The 15,645-nt window shown below is 73.1% G+C and carries 14 protein-coding genes; 7 read left to right on the top strand and 7 right to left on the bottom strand.

Annotated elements, in window-relative coordinates:
* Window positions 1-104: 104 nt before the first annotated feature.
* From ACFWBW_RS06805 to ACFWBW_RS06795, 3 genes are all read left to right on the top strand, one after another.
* Entirely contained in the window at window positions 105-791 is a 687-nt protein-coding gene (locus tag ACFWBW_RS06805; protein WP_385369084.1) for a hypothetical protein, read from the top strand.
* Between the two features lie 135 nt (window positions 792-926).
* The gene (locus tag ACFWBW_RS06800) at window positions 927-1,139 is read left to right on the top strand and encodes a hypothetical protein (RefSeq protein WP_385369083.1); all 213 of its coding nucleotides are present in this window, start codon (window positions 927-929) and stop codon (window positions 1,137-1,139) included.
* Between the two features lie 88 nt (window positions 1,140-1,227).
* Complete coding sequence (locus ACFWBW_RS06795) at window positions 1,228-1,719, top strand: hypothetical protein (protein WP_385369081.1); 492 nt, start codon at window positions 1,228-1,230, stop codon at window positions 1,717-1,719.
* A gap of 16 nt (window positions 1,720-1,735) precedes the next feature.
* Here ACFWBW_RS06795 and ACFWBW_RS06790 read toward each other — a convergent pair whose 3' ends face one another.
* The gene (locus ACFWBW_RS06790; protein WP_385369349.1) at window positions 1,736-2,851 is read right to left on the bottom strand and encodes a glycosyltransferase; all 1,116 of its coding nucleotides are present in this window, start codon (window positions 2,849-2,851) and stop codon (window positions 1,736-1,738) included.
* A gap of 8 nt (window positions 2,852-2,859) precedes the next feature.
* Entirely contained in the window at window positions 2,860-3,399 is a 540-nt protein-coding gene (locus ACFWBW_RS06785) for a WcaF family extracellular polysaccharide biosynthesis acetyltransferase (RefSeq protein ID WP_385369079.1), read from the bottom strand.
* Between the two features lie 110 nt (window positions 3,400-3,509).
* Between ACFWBW_RS06785 and ACFWBW_RS06780 the strand changes: the two genes are divergently transcribed.
* Window positions 3,510-5,018, top strand: a complete 1,509-nt coding sequence (locus ACFWBW_RS06780) for a hypothetical protein (RefSeq protein WP_385369077.1) — start codon at window positions 3,510-3,512, stop codon at window positions 5,016-5,018.
* A gap of 78 nt (window positions 5,019-5,096) precedes the next feature.
* Window positions 5,097-5,678, top strand: coding sequence for a TetR/AcrR family transcriptional regulator (locus tag ACFWBW_RS06775; RefSeq protein ID WP_385369075.1), 582 nt, complete (start codon window positions 5,097-5,099; stop codon window positions 5,676-5,678).
* Window positions 5,679-5,757: 79 nt separating this feature from the next.
* On the opposite strand, the gene ACFWBW_RS06770 is transcribed toward ACFWBW_RS06775, so the two are convergent.
* Genes ACFWBW_RS06770 through ACFWBW_RS06760 form a run of 3 tightly spaced genes read right to left on the bottom strand, consistent with a single transcriptional unit; the run spans window position 5,758 to window position 9,964 of the window.
* Window positions 5,758-7,005, bottom strand: a complete 1,248-nt coding sequence (locus tag ACFWBW_RS06770; RefSeq protein WP_385369073.1) for a hypothetical protein — start codon at window positions 7,003-7,005, stop codon at window positions 5,758-5,760.
* The gene (locus tag ACFWBW_RS06765; protein WP_385369071.1) at window positions 7,002-8,762 is read right to left on the bottom strand and encodes a lipopolysaccharide biosynthesis protein; all 1,761 of its coding nucleotides are present in this window, start codon (window positions 8,760-8,762) and stop codon (window positions 7,002-7,004) included. The genes ACFWBW_RS06770 and ACFWBW_RS06765 overlap by 4 nt, the downstream gene beginning before the upstream one ends.
* Window positions 8,759-9,964: a glycosyltransferase gene (locus ACFWBW_RS06760; protein WP_385369347.1), complete on the bottom strand. Its 1,206-nt coding sequence runs from the start codon at window positions 9,962-9,964 to the stop codon at window positions 8,759-8,761. Before ACFWBW_RS06760 ends, ACFWBW_RS06765 begins: the two co-directional genes overlap by 4 nt.
* Before the next feature lie 174 nt (window positions 9,965-10,138).
* Here ACFWBW_RS06760 and ACFWBW_RS06755 point away from each other — a divergent pair, with 174 nt between their 5' ends.
* Complete coding sequence (locus ACFWBW_RS06755; RefSeq protein ID WP_385369069.1) at window positions 10,139-10,612, top strand: adenylyltransferase/cytidyltransferase family protein; 474 nt, start codon at window positions 10,139-10,141, stop codon at window positions 10,610-10,612.
* A 30-nt stretch (window positions 10,613-10,642) separates the two neighbouring features.
* Here ACFWBW_RS06755 and ACFWBW_RS06750 read toward each other — a convergent pair whose 3' ends face one another.
* Both ACFWBW_RS06750 and glgX read right to left on the bottom strand, forming a co-directional pair.
* Complete coding sequence (locus ACFWBW_RS06750; RefSeq protein ID WP_385369067.1) at window positions 10,643-11,389, bottom strand: CDP-alcohol phosphatidyltransferase family protein; 747 nt, start codon at window positions 11,387-11,389, stop codon at window positions 10,643-10,645.
* Window positions 11,390-11,540: 151 nt separating this feature from the next.
* A complete protein-coding gene (gene glgX, locus ACFWBW_RS06745) occupies window positions 11,541-13,778 on the bottom strand; it encodes a glycogen debranching protein GlgX (protein WP_385369066.1) in 2,238 nt (745 codons plus the stop codon).
* Between the two features lie 405 nt (window positions 13,779-14,183).
* Between glgX and ACFWBW_RS06740 the strand changes: the two genes are divergently transcribed.
* Window positions 14,184-15,404, top strand: coding sequence for an Ig-like domain-containing protein (locus ACFWBW_RS06740; protein WP_385369345.1), 1,221 nt, complete (start codon window positions 14,184-14,186; stop codon window positions 15,402-15,404).
* The last annotated feature ends 241 nt before the right edge of the window (window positions 15,405-15,645 follow it).

The following is a 15,645-nucleotide window of genomic DNA, read 5'->3' as shown; positions in this document are numbered from 1 at the left end:
GCCCGTCCCTTGTGCAGGAAGGGGCCCGTGGGAGGGGGGGTGGGTCCCGGCTTTCCGGACGCCCGGGCCCCGCACACCCATCTCATACGTACGGGAGCCACCTGATGTACCGACGCTCCGCAGCGGCTGCTGTCCTGCTGGCCGCCGCCCTGACGCTGACGGCCTGCAGTTCGGGCGGCGACGGCAAGGCCGAAGCCTCGGCCGCCTCGCCCAAGCCGCCGGCCGCCTCGTCGGCCCCCGACCCGGCGGATGCCACGGGCACCCCGGCGGCGCCGCCCTCGCCGGACGCGAAGCCGACGGGTCCCGTCCTGCCGGACACGAAGCTCGTCCCGAAGACGGGCAGCTTCACCGCGCCGGAGAAGCAGTACCTGAGCGGCAGGGTCCCGGAGAAGATGGACCCGGCGGCCGTCCTGCAGGGCGGCCAGGAGGCCTGCCAGCGGGTGGAGCGCACGGCGAAGCGCGACAAGGACGCGGCGGTCGGCGCCCTCGTGGCCGGGGAGATCCCGGGCGCGAAGGACGCGATCACCTTCCTCTGCCCGGAGCAGAAGCCGCTCCTGGCCGCGGCGGCGAAGGGCTTCCCGGACGGCACGAAGGCGTCCCCGGCGGCGGGCACCTACCGCGCGCTGACCCAGAGCACGACGTGCTCCTGGGAAGCCAAGTCCAAGGACGGCGCCCCCCTGGCCTCGGGCCCGGCGGCGCCCCTGAAGCAGGGCGACAAGATCACCGCCAAGATCCCGGCGGGCACGGCCCAGTTCGTCTCGAACGGCTGCTACGCCTGGATCCCCGCGTAGCCCGCACGACCGCCAACGCCCCCTCGCCTCCCGGACACCCGGGCGACGAGGGGGCGTTTCCGTTCCCGCATCGGGGGCATTCGAGCCTCCACACGGCGGGGGCCGCACCCCGTCCCGATGCTGGAGGCGAATCAGATGAGGGGCATCAGCGGTTGCATAGGCCTGATCGTGGTGGGGGCCATCCTCACCTTCGCGAGTGACTGGCAGCTGCAGAGCGTGAACCTCGACCTGGTCGGGGTCATCATGATGGTCGCGGGCATCATCGGCCTCGCGGTCTACGCGAGCGTCCTTCGGCGCCGTCGCGTCGGCGCCCTTCCGGTGGTCGACGAAACCCACCGCGGACTGTGACCCGGGCGCAGCCCGGCACAGGCCGCTGAACAGCACCTACGGCGAAACCGAGTCGCTCCGGGCGGCTGCCCGGAGGCACCATGGACCGATGACGCCGACCGAAGCAGCAGAGATCTCCCTACAGGACCACGTCGCCATCTGGAGCGTCGGAGAAGTCACCGGGAGCGACGTCGTCGACGTCGCCTGCGATGCACTGGTCGCCGGACTCGACACCCCCGGCCTCCGGGTCCTCGCAGCCTGCACGCAAGCCGAGGCGTCCTACGACGTCCACGACCTGCTCCCCGCGGCCCTCCACGAGCTCGGTCTCGTCTTCTACCCGTTCGACAGCGCGGCCGGACGTGAAGCGGCTGTACCGGCGTTCGCGCGCCGCGTGCTCGCCGGCGAGTTCACGCCGTCGGAGTTCGCGGCACGGGTCCACCGCTGCTACGGCCGCGAGCCGCTCCTGACCCGGCGGCTCGCCGAGCTCGACTACGAGTACGAAATCCTCCAGTTCGGCGACAGGACCATGGAGGAGATCGACGCCGAGGTCATCGCGGAGGCGCAGAACCTCGCAGCCGGCGCTCGGCCCCGCGAGGCATGACGGCGGCTCCGCCCCCTCAGCGGGAGATGCCCTCGTACACCGGCAGCAGCGTGTCCAGGACCGCGTCCATCGAGAAGGCGGACGCCGCCAGCTCGCGCGCGGCCTTCGAGGAGGTGGCGTTCCCGGCCGGGTCCAGGAGGGACAGGACCGCTTCCGCGACGCCCGCCGGGCCCGGTTCGACCGCGCGGCCCGCGCCCGCGCGGGCGATGTCGCGGGCCAGGCCGTTGGAGTGGGTGACCACCGACGGGACACCCACCGACAGGGCTTCCAGGACCGACATCGGGAACGGTTCGTCCACCGAGGGCAGTACGTAGACGTGGGCGCGGCGCAGCTCCGTCAGGACCTCCGCCCCGGACAGGGCGCCCGGGACCGTGAAGCGGGAGGAGAGGCCCAACGCGGTGATCCGGGCGCGGACCGCCGCGAGTTCGCCCTCGTCCGGGCCGGCCACCACGAACTCCGCGTCCGGATGCGCCGCCAGGACGGCCGGGGCGGCGTCCACGAAGTCCACCGGGCGCTTGCGGGCCTGCAGGCGGGCCGAGTAGAGGATCCGCGGCGGCCCGGACAGGGCGGGGCGCTCCTCCTGGGCCGGGGTGCCGTTGACGAGGCGGACGGTGTTCGGGAGCGGCGCCCCCACCACCGCGTCGAGGCCCTCCCGCTCGTGCGGGGTCAGGTACAGCAGCGCGTCGGCGCCGCGCAGCAGGCGGCGCACCGCCAGCGCGTCCAGCACCTTGGCCAGCAGCTTCCCGCTCGGGTCGACCATGCCGTGGGTCTGCAGGACCAGCGGCTTGCCGGCCCGCAGTGCCGCCAGGGCGACGGGCAGGGTGACCAGGTCCCGCGCCAGGTGGACGTGGACCAGGTCCGCGCCCCGTACCAGGCGGCCCGCGGAGGCGAGCAGGGCCGGCGAGGTCATCCCGCTGAAGCCGAGGGGGAGCAGGCGCCGGGCGGGGAAGAGCTTTGCCGGGACACCTTCCACCGAGGTCGGCCAGGGATCCGGGAACCCCTCGCCCAGCGCCAGCAGCTGCGCCTCGTGCCCGCGGGCCCGCAGCCCCTTGGCCAGGTTCAGCGCGACCCGCACCGGCCCGCCGAAGGCGTGCGTGGGGGAGTGCAGGGTGACGGCGTGCAGGACTCTCAAAGCGGCGCTCACTTCGGCTCTTCGACCGGGCGGCGGCGCCCGTCCTGGGTCTGCAGGGTCAGTGCGGGGAGGTCCTTGTGGACCACGGACCCCGCGCCCGCCACCGCGCACCGGCCGATGGTCACACCGGCCAGCACGGTGGCCCGTACGGCCACCCACGCGCCGTCCTCGACGGTGATCGGGGCATTGCGGTAGCGGAAGTCGGCGGCCCGGTGGTCGTGCGAGCCGGTGCACAGCAGCGCCTCCTGCGAGACGCAGGCGTGCGCGCCGATCGTCACCGGCTCCAGGTTCAGCACCCAGGCGCCCTCGCCTATCCACGCGTGGTCGCCCACGGTCAGCTTCCAGGGCCACAGCACCCGCACCTTGTGGCGGATCAGCACCCCTTCGCCGATCCGCGCCCCGAAGGCGCGCAGCAGCGCGACCCGCAGCCGGGCCGGGCACAGCCAGCTCATGAAGAGCGTGTTCATCACGGCGAACCAGAGCGCCTGCGTCAGCCGCCCGCGCCCCTTGTCGTATCCGGCCAGCGTGAAGGCAGGAAGATCACGCACAGGCACCCCTCGTACTCCGGCCCCCGACGGCGCCTTCGAAGGCGCCTCCCCGGGCGCCGACGGCCCAGACTAGACTGCGGCCGGACAGGGCACAGGGGGTGGGGGCAGGCGTGGCGACCGACATACGTGAGACCGCCGCCAGGCCGGCGCCGCCGCAGCCCGGCGACGAGAAGAGCTGGGGCAGGGTCACCACTCCGCGGACCCTGCTCTCCCGGGCGCTCTCCGTCCCGCTGGCCCTCGGATTCACCGTCTTCCTGCCGCTGTTCGTCGCCGTCCAGCCCGGGAGGGGCCAGCACGACGCCGCCTTCTGGCTCCAGCTGCTGCTCACCATGTACGCGGGCGCCCGGCTCTCGGCGATGATCCTGACCAGCCGCCGCAAGCTGCTCCAGGGCTCCTTCTGGCTCTTCGTCTACATGGCCATGGGCGTGGCCCCCCTCGCCCAGGCCGTCCTCGGCCAGGTCCCGACCCCCGTCGTCGGCCCGCGCTCCGACCTCACCGCCGCCATCGCCCTCGTCCTGCTCGGCTGCGCCGCCTTCGACGTGGGCGTCCTGCTGGCCCGCCACCGGCCGGCCGGCCGGGTGGGCGGTTCGCTGAAGGAGCCGCGCCCGGTCATGGCGCACCGGCGGCGCCTCCACCTGCTCACCGCCGTGGCGTTCCTGGGCAGCGCGGCCCTGATCGTGAAGCTCGGCGGCCCGGCGGTGTTCTTCTCCAGCCGCCAGGAGATCATCGCCGGCATCGAGGAAGCGGGCGTCTCCCAGGACGGCCAGGCGGGCCAGGCGCTGCTGCGCGGCTTCGGCACGGTCCCCGCACTGCTCGCGCTGCTGCTGTACACGCGCTGGCTGATCACCTCGAAGTTCGCCCGCCGCAAGGTGTCGATCATCGTCACCTGGTCGGCGCTCGCGGTCCTCAACCTGATCGTCAACAACCCGATCTCCAACCCGCGCTACTGGTTCCTCACCGTCATGTTCGCGCTGCTCTTCACCGTCTTCCCGGTGAGCGCCGCGATGTACCGGGTGGCGCTGTCCATGGCCGTGGTGATCGCGCTGCTCGTCTTCCCGTTCGCGGACCGCTTCCGCTACGACGAGAAGAACTACAAGCCGGTCGAGACGACCTCGTTCCTGGAGCCGATGGCGCTCAAGGACTACGACCAGATCGGCATGTTCGCGAACACCATCACCTTCTCGGAGTCCGGTCCCGGCCATTCCTACGGGCGCCAGCTCGCGGGATCCGTCTTCTTCGCGGTGCCGCGCTCGGTGTGGTCGAGCAAGCCGCGCGACACCGGCGTGATGGTCGGCCAGTGGATGGGCACGGTCAACACCAACCTCTCCTCCCCGATCTGGGCCGAGCTGTGGATCGACTTCGGGCCGCTGGGCATGGGTGCGGGGCTGCTGGGGATGGGTTACGCCTCCGCACGCGTCGACCGGCGGTACGCGAAGCGCGCCCGGCGCAGCTCGCCGCCCGGCAGCCTGATCTCCACGGTGGTCCCGCTGGTGGCGGGGTACTCCTTCATCCTGCTGCGCGGGCCCCTGCTCCAGGCCTCGGGCCGGATCGCCATCGCGGGGATGTGCCTCGCGCTCGTGGCCACGTACCGGCAGGACCGGGCCACCTCGCTGCGCTGACGGCAGGGTGCGCAACTGCTGCACAAGCACAGCGGCTCCACTTGTGCACCGGCTACGCCACGCCGGTACGGTGGTGTCATGACCGAGCCAGTGGGGCGCCGCGAGCGCAAGAAGGCCCAGACCCGCAAGGCCCTGGCCGATGCCGCGCTGCGGCTGTTCCTCGAGCGCGGGTACGACAAGGTCGGCGTCCGTGACGTGGCGGAGGAGGCCGACGTCTCGGTGACCACGCTGTTCAAGCACTTCCCGAGCAAGGAAGCGCTGGTCTTCGACGAGGACGAGGATGTCGAGGCCGCGCTCGTCTCGGCGGTACGGGACCGCGCGCCCGGGCAGTCCGTCCTGCACTCCCTGCGCGAGCACTTCGTGGAGACCCGGGCGAGCCGGCGGATCGACGACCCTGCGGTGATCGCGCACCTCACCCTGGTCCGGGAGACGCCGGAACTGGCGGAGTACTGGGACCGGATGTGGCGGCGCCACGAGTTCGCGCTCGCCGCCGCCGTCGCGGAAGCGGCGGGCGCCCCCGAAGGCGACCTCCGGTCCGCCGCGCTGGCGCGCTTCGTGATGGACACCGCGAGCCTGATCCGCGGCCAGGAGGACCAGCGCCAGGCCATGCGGGACCTGTTCGACCTGATCGAAGCGGGCTTCGGCGACCTGCCGGTCTGACCCGGCGGCGGCGCCCCCGCCCGATCCGGCGCCCGGGCAGCAGCCCGGAACCGGGCTTCAGGCCGCCCGGGCCCGCGCCTCAGGCCGCCCGGACCTGGTCCGCGGGGCCGGCGGCGGCCGGTTCGGGGTCCGGTGCCGGGGCCGGCAGCCGGGCCACGCGCAGCCAGCCCGCCGCGGCCTTCGCGGCGGAGCCGAGGGCCAGCCCCCAGGCGGCCCCGGCCACGCCCCAGACGGCGTACCCGCCGAGCAGCAGCCCGACCGACAGCAGCGAGAAGACCACCTGGAGCGAGAGGGTGGCCTTCGGGTTCAGCACGCGCAGGGTCAGCAGCGCACAGGTGCCGAGCCCCATGACGGCGTACTGCGCGCCCGTCGCGGGCAGCAGCGCGGCCGCCGCCTGCCAGGTGTCGCCGAGCAGTTCGCGGCCGACGCGCTCGGGCAGCGCGTACAGCACGGCCCCCCACGCGGCGCCGGTCACCGCGAGCGCGCCGCCCATCAGGGCGGTCAGCCGGACCACGCCCCGCTTCCCGGAGGCCCGGCCGACGACCGGCGGGCCGAAGGAGTTCGCGGAGTTGAACAGCACGTTCAGCGGCCCGAAGAGGGTGGTGGCGCCGCGCAGCGCGCCGACGGCCAGCGGGCTCGCGAAGACGCCGAGCCCCAGGACGGCGAGCTGGCTGGAGCCGTTGCCCACGGCGAACTCCACCACGAAGCGCTGCCCCAGGTACCCGCGCCGCAGGTACGGCCGCAGGTCGGCTGCTGCGCCCCGCACCGAGGGCCGCAGCAGCCACAGGCCGAGCGCGAGCGCGGGCAGCGCGGAGAGCCCCCACACGAGCACCAGCCGCCCCGCCGACGCCCCCTCGGGCTGGAGGAGCAGCGCGCTCACCACGCAGGCGAGGCGCAGCGCGTCGGCGGCCAGCGCCCGCCCGGGCACCCGCAGGGCCGAGAAGCAGTAGCGCAGCCCGTCCTGCAGCAGCACCAGGGGCAGTACGAGTCCCAGCGCGAGGAACGCCCGGCCGGTGGCCCCGGGCAGCAGCAGGCCCAGGAGGGCCAGTACGGCTCCCACCGCCGCCGAGACGGCCCCGGTGAAGGCGAGGCCCGAGCGGCAGGCCGCGGCCAGTGCGTCCTGATCCTTCTCCAGCACCAGGGTCTGGCCGACGTAGGCCATGTTCAGGCCGAGCAGCACGGTGAAGGTCACGTAGACCATCGAGAAGTCGGCGAAGCCGGCCGCCGAGGAGAGCCGGGCGGCGAGCACCAGGACGAGGATGTTCGTGGCGCTGGACGCGGCCTGGTCCAGTACCGAGGCGACCGCCGCGAGGCCGCGCCGGCTCACCGCCGGCCCGTGCGGACCGTACGCAGGGCGACCGTGTCGGTGCCGTCGCCCGGGATGTGCCGCGAGGCGTCGGCGGCGGCCACCTCGTACGGGATCGGCTGCGGCTCGCCCGGCCGCGGCCGGGGCGGGGAGGGCGGCGTCGGCCGGGGCCCCTCGGCGGCGGGGCCGCCGCCCTTGAGGGTCCTGCCGAGGCCGCGCTTCTTCTCGCCCGGCAGCGGCGCGTGCAGTACGGCGCCCAGCACCGTGCCGCCGGCCCCGCTGATCAGCTCGCGGATGCGGGAGAGGTCGGTGCGGCGCACCGCGCCGGGGTTGCAGACCACCAGCACGCCGTCGACGCGGTCGACGAGCGCGAGGGCGTCGGCGTACGAGAGCACGGGCGGGGCGAGCACCACGACGGTGGAGTTGGGGGAGTCGGCCTCGGAGATCAGCCGGGTGGCCCGCTGCGAGGTCAGCGCGCGGGGCACGTTGCGCACCCGCTCGCCCGGGATCAGGTCGAAGCTGCCCGACTCCCCGGCGTCCACGAGGAGCTGGCGGCCGTCGGGCCACTCGGTTTCCGCGTCGGCGCCCCCCTTGGCCTTGCTCCAGTTGGGCCGGCCGGAGGCGTCCGTGGGCAGTTGGCTGGCCAGGACCGGGGTGCGCAGGTCGGCCTCGATGAGGAGCACGTCCTTGCCGGTCTCCGAGAAGGAGGCGGCCAGGTTCACCGCCACGGCGGCGGCGATCTCGCTGCTGCCCCGCGGGGCGACCACCAGGAGGCGGCGCCGGTCCGCGAAGCGGGCGTCGTAGGCGAGCCGGAAGGCCACCGAGCGGAACTCCTCGGCCAGCCGGGGGTCCTCCTCGCCCGCCGCGAGCAGCGGTCCGCCGTCGGCCTTGCCCCGCGGCAGGGAGCCCAGGACGGGAGCGCGCAGGGCGCGGGCGACGTCGCCCTCGGAGCGCGGAGCCGGGTCGAAGACGAGGCGCACCCAGGCGGCGAGCAGGCCGAGGGCGAGGCCCACGGCGGCGCCGAGCGCGAGCGACATGGCGATGCCGGGGCCGTCGGCCCCGTGCGGCGGGACGGCGGTGCTGGTGACCCGTCCCGGGGTCATGTCCAGGGCCTTGAGCTTGGCGATGTTGCCGTTGAGCGTGTTGATCTTGCTCTGCTGGTCGGTCTTGGCGGCGTACGCGGCGTCCCGCGCCGGACCGGCCGCCATGCCGGTGGTCTGTTTGGTCAGCTCCTCGAGCTGCTTGGCCACCGGGTCGCGCTGGTCCTGGTAGCCCTTGACCATCTTGTCGCGCGTGACGTCGAGGGCCTCCTGTCGCTTGAGCAGGTAGGCCTCGGACATCGCGTTGGCGCGCTTGGCGGCCTCCGAGGGGGAGGCGGCCGTGTACGTGAAGCGCAGCACCATCGTCTGCGGGGGGTTGGTCACCTGCAGACCGGCGCGCAGCGCCGAGAAGTCGTCGGCGGCGACCCCGAGCTTCTTCGCTGCCTCGTTGGCTATGGAGCTGGAGAGCGCGACCTGGCGCTCCGAGCCGATGTTGATCGCCTTGTCGGGGGCGAGGCTCGGGTTGAAGGGGTCGTCGGTGGGCGCGCGCAGCACGATGTCGGCGGTGGCCACGTAGGTGTCCGCCGTGGAGACGCCGAGGTAGACCCCGCCGAGCAGGCCGATGCCCACGCCCGCGGCGAGGAGCCGGCGGTAGCGCAGGAGCTGCTTGAACTGATCCCGGAGGAGGTCCGGTTCGTCCTCGGCCGGAGCCGCTGCCGGGCGGTTGGTCTCGATCACGTCCGGGGACCCCCAAGTGCTTCGTCCATCAGTGCGTCGATGCGGGCCAGGCCCGCCTCACGGCTCAGGTGCGCCGCCACGTGGCGCGGCCCGGCCGCCCCCAGTGCGTCCGCGCCCGCGGGGTCCTCGGCCAGGGCCCGTACGGCCTTCAGCAGGGCCTCCGGGTTCTCCGGCGGTACGAGCACCCCGGCGCCCGAGCGTTCCACCTCCTGGGCGGTCCCGCCCAGTGCGGCCACGGAGGCGACGACGGGACGGCCGGCCTGGAAGTACGAGGTCAGCTTGGACGGCACGCTCATGTCCATCACGGCGGCGTGCTGCGTGACCGCGAGCACGTCCGCCGCGGCGAGGATATCGGGGAACTCTCCGTCCGCGGCAGGGGGGATGATGTCGAGGTTGGGAACGTCTGCCGCCAGGTCGGCGAGCGCGGAGCGCTGGCTGCCGTCACCCATCAGGACGAAACGGACGCTCGGGTCCAGCCGGGCGGCGCCGACGAGGACCTCGAGCCCCTGCTTGAGCCCCATGTTCCCGGAGTGCAGGACGACGGTCTGCCCGGGAGCCCACCCGAGGTGGCTGCGGGTCCGCCCGCGCGGCTTCGTGGGCAACGCCACATGGGACCAGTTGGGGACGAGCCGGATCCGCTTGGGGTCCACGCCCATGGCGACGACCCGGTCGACGAAGGTCTCGTGGATCACGCCGACGAGGGAGGCCCGCTTCAGGGCGTGGGCCTCGGCCCGCCCGGCGAAGGCGGCGGCCTTGTCCCCGCCGCTGATCCCGCTCTGCGCGGCGGCGGCGCCCATCAGGTCCTGGACCACCGGGACGAAGGGCACCTTCCAGCGCGCCGCGAGGCGTGCGGCCAGCAGGCCGCCGGCCAGGCTCGGCATCTGGGCGAGGACCGCGTCCGGCTTCGGCATCCGGGGCGGGGCCACGGAGCCGTGCAGCAGAATCGATCCTTCAAAGAGGGCGCGGCGAAGGGCGGTCTGACGCGGAGGCACGGTGTGCGCACGCCGGTGCACGGTCACGCCCGCGCGCTGTTCCGTGCGCCGTAGCGCCCCCTTGTACTCCGGCTCGACCGACCAGGCCGGGTAGTGGGGCATGCCCGCCAGGACGTGGGTGTCGTGACCGAGACCCGCCCAGTGCTCCGCGATCTGGGTGGCGTACGGGCCGATGCCCGTGTGCTCGGGGGCGTAATTAGTGGAAACCAGCAGTAGGCGTCGCTGACCGGATTTCGACACTCGACGTCCCCCTCTCACCTGGATGATGCGCACGTCACCCTATTCGTTCACCGGCATCAGGGGGAACGTGCACGCTATTGTCTGCTAATCCGCCACACCGGGGGGTGGGCGGCTTCTGGGGGATGACACGTGACGGAGCAGGACATGTCCGAATTTACCGATCCAGGACGTAGGCCTCACCGCATCGGCTACGCGCCCGGTGCCTACGACCTCTTTCACATCGGACACCTCAACATCCTTCGGCACGCACGGAGTCAGTGCGACTACCTGGTGGCTGGGGTCGTGTCCGATGAAATGGCGGAACTCGCCAAGGGGCGCCGCCCGGTGATACCGCTCGTCGAGCGCCTGGAGATCGTCCGCAGCGTCCAGTACGTGGATGCCGCTTTTGTCGAGACCGTCCCGGACAAGGTCGAAACGTGGAAGCAAGTCCGTTTCGACGTCATATTCAAGGGCGACGACTGGCGCGGCACTCCCAAGGGAGAGCAGCTGGAACGGGACTTCGCCGTGCACGGGGTCGAGGTCGTCTACTTCCCGTACACGGTCCACACCTCCAGCACCCAGCTGCGCCGGGCCCTGGACGTGCTGTCCGAGCCGCTCGCCACGGAACAGCGGGGCTGAGCGGAGCGCGGCGGCGGGCGCCGGTCCCGGTCATCTGGGTACGGCGCTGAGCTCCCGGAACCACTTCGCGAGGAACGCCACCAGGAACAGCGCGGCCACCACGCCCGCCCCGGCGTACACCCAGCGGAACAGCCCGCTGCCGCCGAGGAACAGGAAGACCAGGCAGAACACCCCGTAGTCCACGGGCAGCAGTGCCACCGCGCGCAGGGTCGACGGCGCGGCGGCCGCGCTCCCCGGCGCCGGCTTCGGCTTGAGCTTCTCCGTCAGGAGCCCTCCGAAGAAGGTCACGACCGCGGCGAGCTGGAAGCCCAGGGGCACCAGCAGCCAGCCGGCCGAGGCGCCGCCGCCGTCCGCGCCGCCGCCGACCCCGTAGGCCTCGGGGAAGCGGTAGAAGGCGATCAGTACGCAGGTGTGCAGCGAGGTGAGCTTCGCGCAGTCCACGACGTGGTCCAGCCACTCGCCCGCCGCGCTGCCGCCCCCGCGCAGCCGGGCGAGCTGCCCGTCGGCGGAGTCGAAGGCGAAGCCGACGGCGAGCAGGGCCCACACCAGGGCGCCCAGACCCCACGAGGGCGAGACCAGGGCGACGACGGCCGCACCCGCGAAACTCAGGGCGGCGCTGATCAGCGTCACCTGGTTCGGGGTGAGTCCGAGCGCGTACGACCCGGCGGCCAGGTACCGGCCGACGGGCCGGTTGACGTACCGGGAGTACAGCGACACCCCCTTCGCCGACTTCTGCGCCCCGCGCAGCTCCCGCAGCGCGGTCCCGACACTCGACATCTGCACAACCCTTCGAACATCCGCATGTGCGTGCGTGCGTACGATCCGTACGAAGGGCACATCATCGCAGGACGTCCGAGGGCTCCCGCTCCGGGTCCGCCGGATGCGGACGACCCTGGCTGCGGACGACCCCGGATGCGGGCGACCCCGCCTACGGACAGCCGGAGCCCCCCTCCTGGGCCGGCCCGCCCACCACCTTCAGCAGCAGCACCGCGCGGGCCGGGACGGTCACGCTCTCGCCGCCGCGGTGCACGGTGGCGGGCGCCGCCGCCTGGTCCTCCCGGGAGGTGTCCAGGACCAGTTCGTACGCCCGGCCCCACGGAGCCCCCGGCAGCACCCACGTCACCGGCCGGTCCCCGGCGTGCAGCAGGGCCAGGAAGCTGTCGTCCGTGACCTGCCGCCCGCGCTCGTCACGGCCCGGGATGTCCTGCCCCGACAGGTACAGACCCACCGACCCGGCCGGGGCGTACCAGTCCCGCTCGGTCATCTCCACCCCCGCCGGGGTGAACCAGGCCAGGTCCCGCAGCCCGTCCGCCCCCTGCGAGCGCCCCGAGAAGAACGCGCGGCGCCGCAGCACCGGATGGGCCCGGCGCAGCGCCAGCAGCCGCCGGGTCAGCGCCAGCAGCGCCTGCCAGGACGGGTCCTCCAGCAGCGACCAGTCCACCCAGCTCGTCTCGTTGTCCTGGCAGTACGCGTTGTTGTTGCCGCCCTGCGTCCGGCCGAACTCGTCGCCCGCCACCAGCATCGGCACCCCGGTCGACAGCAGCAGCGTGGTCAGGAGGTTCCGCAGCTGCCGCCGGCGCAGCACCGCGATCCGCGGCTCCGTGCCCCCTTCCGGCTCGCCCTCCACCCCGCAGTTCCAGGACCGGTTGTCGTTCGTCCCGTCCCGTCCCGCCTCGCCGTTCTCCTCGTTGTGCTTGGACTCGTACGACACCAGGTCGCGCAGGGTGAAACCGTCGTGCGCGGTGATGAAGTTGACCGAGGCGTACGGCCGCCGCCCGCCCCACGCGTACAGGTCGCTCGACCCCGACAGCCGGTACCCGAGGTCCCGCACGTCCGGCAGCGCGCCGCGCCAGAAGTCCCGTACGGCGTCCCGGTACCGGTCGTTCCACTCCGTCCACAGCGGCGGGAACGCCCCCACCTGGTACCCGCCCGAGCCCACGTCCCACGGCTCGGCGATCAGCTTCACCCGTCGCAGCACCGGGTCCTGGGCGATCACCGCGAGGAACGGCGAGAGCATGTCCACGTCGTGCATCGAGCGGGCCAGCGCCGCCGCCAGGTCGAAACGGAAGCCGTCCACCCCCATCTCCGTCACCCAGTACCGCAGCGAGTCGGTGATCAGGCGCAGCACGTGCGGCCGCCCGGCGTGCAGGGTGTTCCCGCAGCCCGTGTAGTCCGCGTACCGGCGCTGGTCCGACTGGAGCCGGTAGTACGCCCGGTTGTCGATCCCGCGCAGGGACAGCGTCGGGCCCAGCTCGCCGGCCTCCGCCGTGTGGTTGTAGACCACGTCGAGGATGACCTCGATCCCGGCGGCGTGCAGCGCCTTGACCATCCGCTTGAACTCGCCGACCTGCTGGCCGGCCGTACCGCTGGAGGAGTACGCGGCGTGCGGGGCGAAGTAGCCGACCGAGTTGTAGCCCCAGTAGTTGCGCAGGCCCCGGCGCAGCAGGTGGTCCTCGTGCGCGAACTGATGGACCGGCAGCAGTTCCACCGCCGTCACCCCGAGCCCGGTCAGGTGCTCGATCGCCGCCGGGTGGGCGAGGCCCGCGTACGTGCCGCGCAGGTGCTCGGGGATGCCGGGATGGCGCATCGTGAAGCCGCGCACGTGCAGTTCGTAGATGACCGAATCCGCCCACGGGGTCTTCGGCCGGACGTCGTCCGCCCAGTCGTCGTCATCGTGGACCACGACCCCCTTCGGGACGTGCGGGGCCGAGTCGCGGTCGTCGCGCACGGTGTCCGCGATGTACTGCTGCGGCCAGTCGCGGACGTGCCCGTACACCTCCGGCGGCAGCAGGAAGTCCCCGTCCACGGCCCGCGCGTACGGGTCCAGGAGCAGCTTCGCCGGATTGTGACGGGCCCCCGTCCACGGATCCCAGCGTCCGTGCACCCGGAATCCGTACCGCTGCCCGGGACGGACGCCCGGCAGGAAGCCGTGCCAGATCTCGTGCGTCAGCTCCGTCAGCGTGCACCGGCTCTCGGACCCGTCCTCCGCGAACAGGCAGACCTCCACCGCCTCCGCGCCCTGGGCCCACAGCGCGAAGTTGGTCCCGGCCGTCCCGTCCGGCCCCTGGTGGAACCGGGCCCCCAGAGGATGCGAGGAGCCGGGCCACACGGGCGGCCCGGGCACCCCCCGGCTCACCACTGCGTGGCCCCTGACCTGCGGTTCCATCAGCCCCAGGGTCTGGCCGGCCGGATGTCCGCTCCCGTTGCCGGCTCCCGGCCCGTTCCCGTTTCCGTTTCCGTTCCCCGTCCCGTGGCCGGCCACGGCCCCGGTCCCGCCCTGGACACTGACCCGGGTCCCGGGTCCGGCCCCGGCCCCGGGCTCGGTCCCGGCCCCGGATCCGGTCTCGACCCCGGCCAGGGACTCCGCCTCTTGCTCGGCTGCGCTCGACACTGCCCGCCTCCACGGCTCTCGGTACCTGCGGGGGTGGGGGAACTGCGACCCCGGCGTCCCTGCCGCGGCCCGCCCCCGTCTGGTCCTTCCCACTGTTCTGCCCGGACTGTCCTGCCTGGAACGTGGCCCGCGCCCACGTTTCCCCCGGAGGGGCCCGGTCGTTGGAGGAACGTGACTCTTCTGACGAGGCGGGCAGGGGCGGGCTTCGCCGCCGTGGCGGTATGGGCGGGCCTCCTCGGAGGCCTGACCGGCTGCACCGAGAACGGCGGCTCCCCGATCGAGATCCAGCTGCCCGGCAAACCCCGGACACCGGACGAGGCGATCAGGATCACCCCCGACGACAACGCCAAGGGGGTGCCGGCCGAGGGCCCGCTGAGGATCACCGTGCCCGAGGGCCGGCTCGAGCGGGTCGTCGTCACCAAGGTCGAGGACGCCCAGCAGGAGACGGTGCCCGGCGCCATCGCCGTCGACGGGCTCAGCTGGAGCCCCGACCCGGCGTCGGGCCGGCTCGCGCTCGCGGCCAAGTACACCGTGGACGCGGTCGCGCTCGACGGGCACAACCGCCGCCAGGCCCGGCACACCACCTTCACCACCTACGTTCCCGAGGAGCGGTTCATCGGCTACTTCAAGCCCGAGAACCGCTCGACCGTCGGCACCGGCATGATCATCTCCTTCGGGTTCAGCCGGTCCATCGAACGCCGCGCCGACGTGGAGCGGGCCATCACGATCACCTCCGAACCGGCCGTGGAGGTGGTGGGCCACTGGTTCGGCGACGAGCGCCTCGACTTCCGGCCCAAGACGTACTGGAAGCCCGGCACCGAGGTCACGGTCAAGCTGAACCTGCGGGACGTCGAGGGCGCCGCCGGCTCCTACGGGATCCAGGACAAGACCCTGCGCTTCACCGTCGGCCGCTCCCAGATCTCCACCGTCGACGCCGCCGAGCACACCATGGAGGTCCGGCGCGACGGCGAGCTGCTGTCCACCGTGCCGATCACCGCCGGGGCGCCGAAGAACATGACCTACAACGGCAAGATGGTGGTGATGGAGCTCTTCGACGTCACCCGGATGAACGGGCAGACCGTCGGCTTCGGCGGCGAGTACGACATCCCCGACGTCCCGCACGCCATGCGCCTGACCCGCTCCGGGACCTTCCTGCACGGCAACTACTGGGCCAGCCCCGACACCTTCGGCTCCACCAACGTCAGCCACGGCTGCATCGGCCTGCGCGACGACAAGGGCGGCGGCTCGGACACCCCGGCCGGCTGGTTCTTCGACCGGACCCTGGTCGGCGACGTGGTGGAGGTCGTGAACTCGAAGGACAAGACGGTCGCCCCGGACAACGGGCTGGGCGGCTGGAACATGTCCTGGCCCGCCTGGGTCGCGGGCTCCGCGATCGGCTGACCCTCCGTCACCCGCCGTTCCCCTCACCCCGACACCCCAGTCGGGTGATTGTCGTACCGGAATGCCGTAGCGGGGGAGTGTCGGTCCGTCCGGCTCGCCGGAGCACGCCGCCAGCCTGTACGGGCCCACCCGCACGCGGCGGCAGGCAACGGACGGAGCGTCATGTCAGCAAGGAAGTGGACCCTCGGGCCCCTGGGGCTCGCCCTCGGGGCCGTACTGGCCGCGGGCGCCCCCGCGGCCC

The organism is Streptomyces sp. NPDC059957 (genome assembly GCF_042730015.1).
Taxonomy (GTDB): Bacteria; Actinomycetota; Actinomycetes; order Streptomycetales; family Streptomycetaceae; genus Streptomyces.
Note: the sequence above shows the minus strand (reverse complement) of the source record. Positions and strands in the feature narration are given on the sequence as shown.

What these genes read in the sequence shown, in the direction of transcription:
- glgX (WP_385369066.1), bottom strand. Translation starts at nt 13,778, where the DNA reads ATGGAACCGCAGGTCAGGGGCCACGCAGTGGTGAGCCGGGGGGTGCCC.
- ACFWBW_RS06755 (WP_385369069.1), top strand. Translation starts at nt 10,139, where the DNA reads ATGTCCGAATTTACCGATCCAGGACGTAGGCCTCACCGCATCGGCTAC.
- ACFWBW_RS06805 (WP_385369084.1), top strand. Translation starts at nt 105, where the DNA reads ATGTACCGACGCTCCGCAGCGGCTGCTGTCCTGCTGGCCGCCGCCCTG.
- ACFWBW_RS06775 (WP_385369075.1), top strand. Translation starts at nt 5,097, where the DNA reads ATGACCGAGCCAGTGGGGCGCCGCGAGCGCAAGAAGGCCCAGACCCGC.
- ACFWBW_RS06800 (WP_385369083.1), top strand. Translation starts at nt 927, where the DNA reads ATGAGGGGCATCAGCGGTTGCATAGGCCTGATCGTGGTGGGGGCCATC.
- ACFWBW_RS06795 (WP_385369081.1), top strand. Translation starts at nt 1,228, where the DNA reads ATGACGCCGACCGAAGCAGCAGAGATCTCCCTACAGGACCACGTCGCC.
- ACFWBW_RS06750 (WP_385369067.1), bottom strand. Translation starts at nt 11,389, where the DNA reads ATGTCGAGTGTCGGGACCGCGCTGCGGGAGCTGCGCGGGGCGCAGAAG.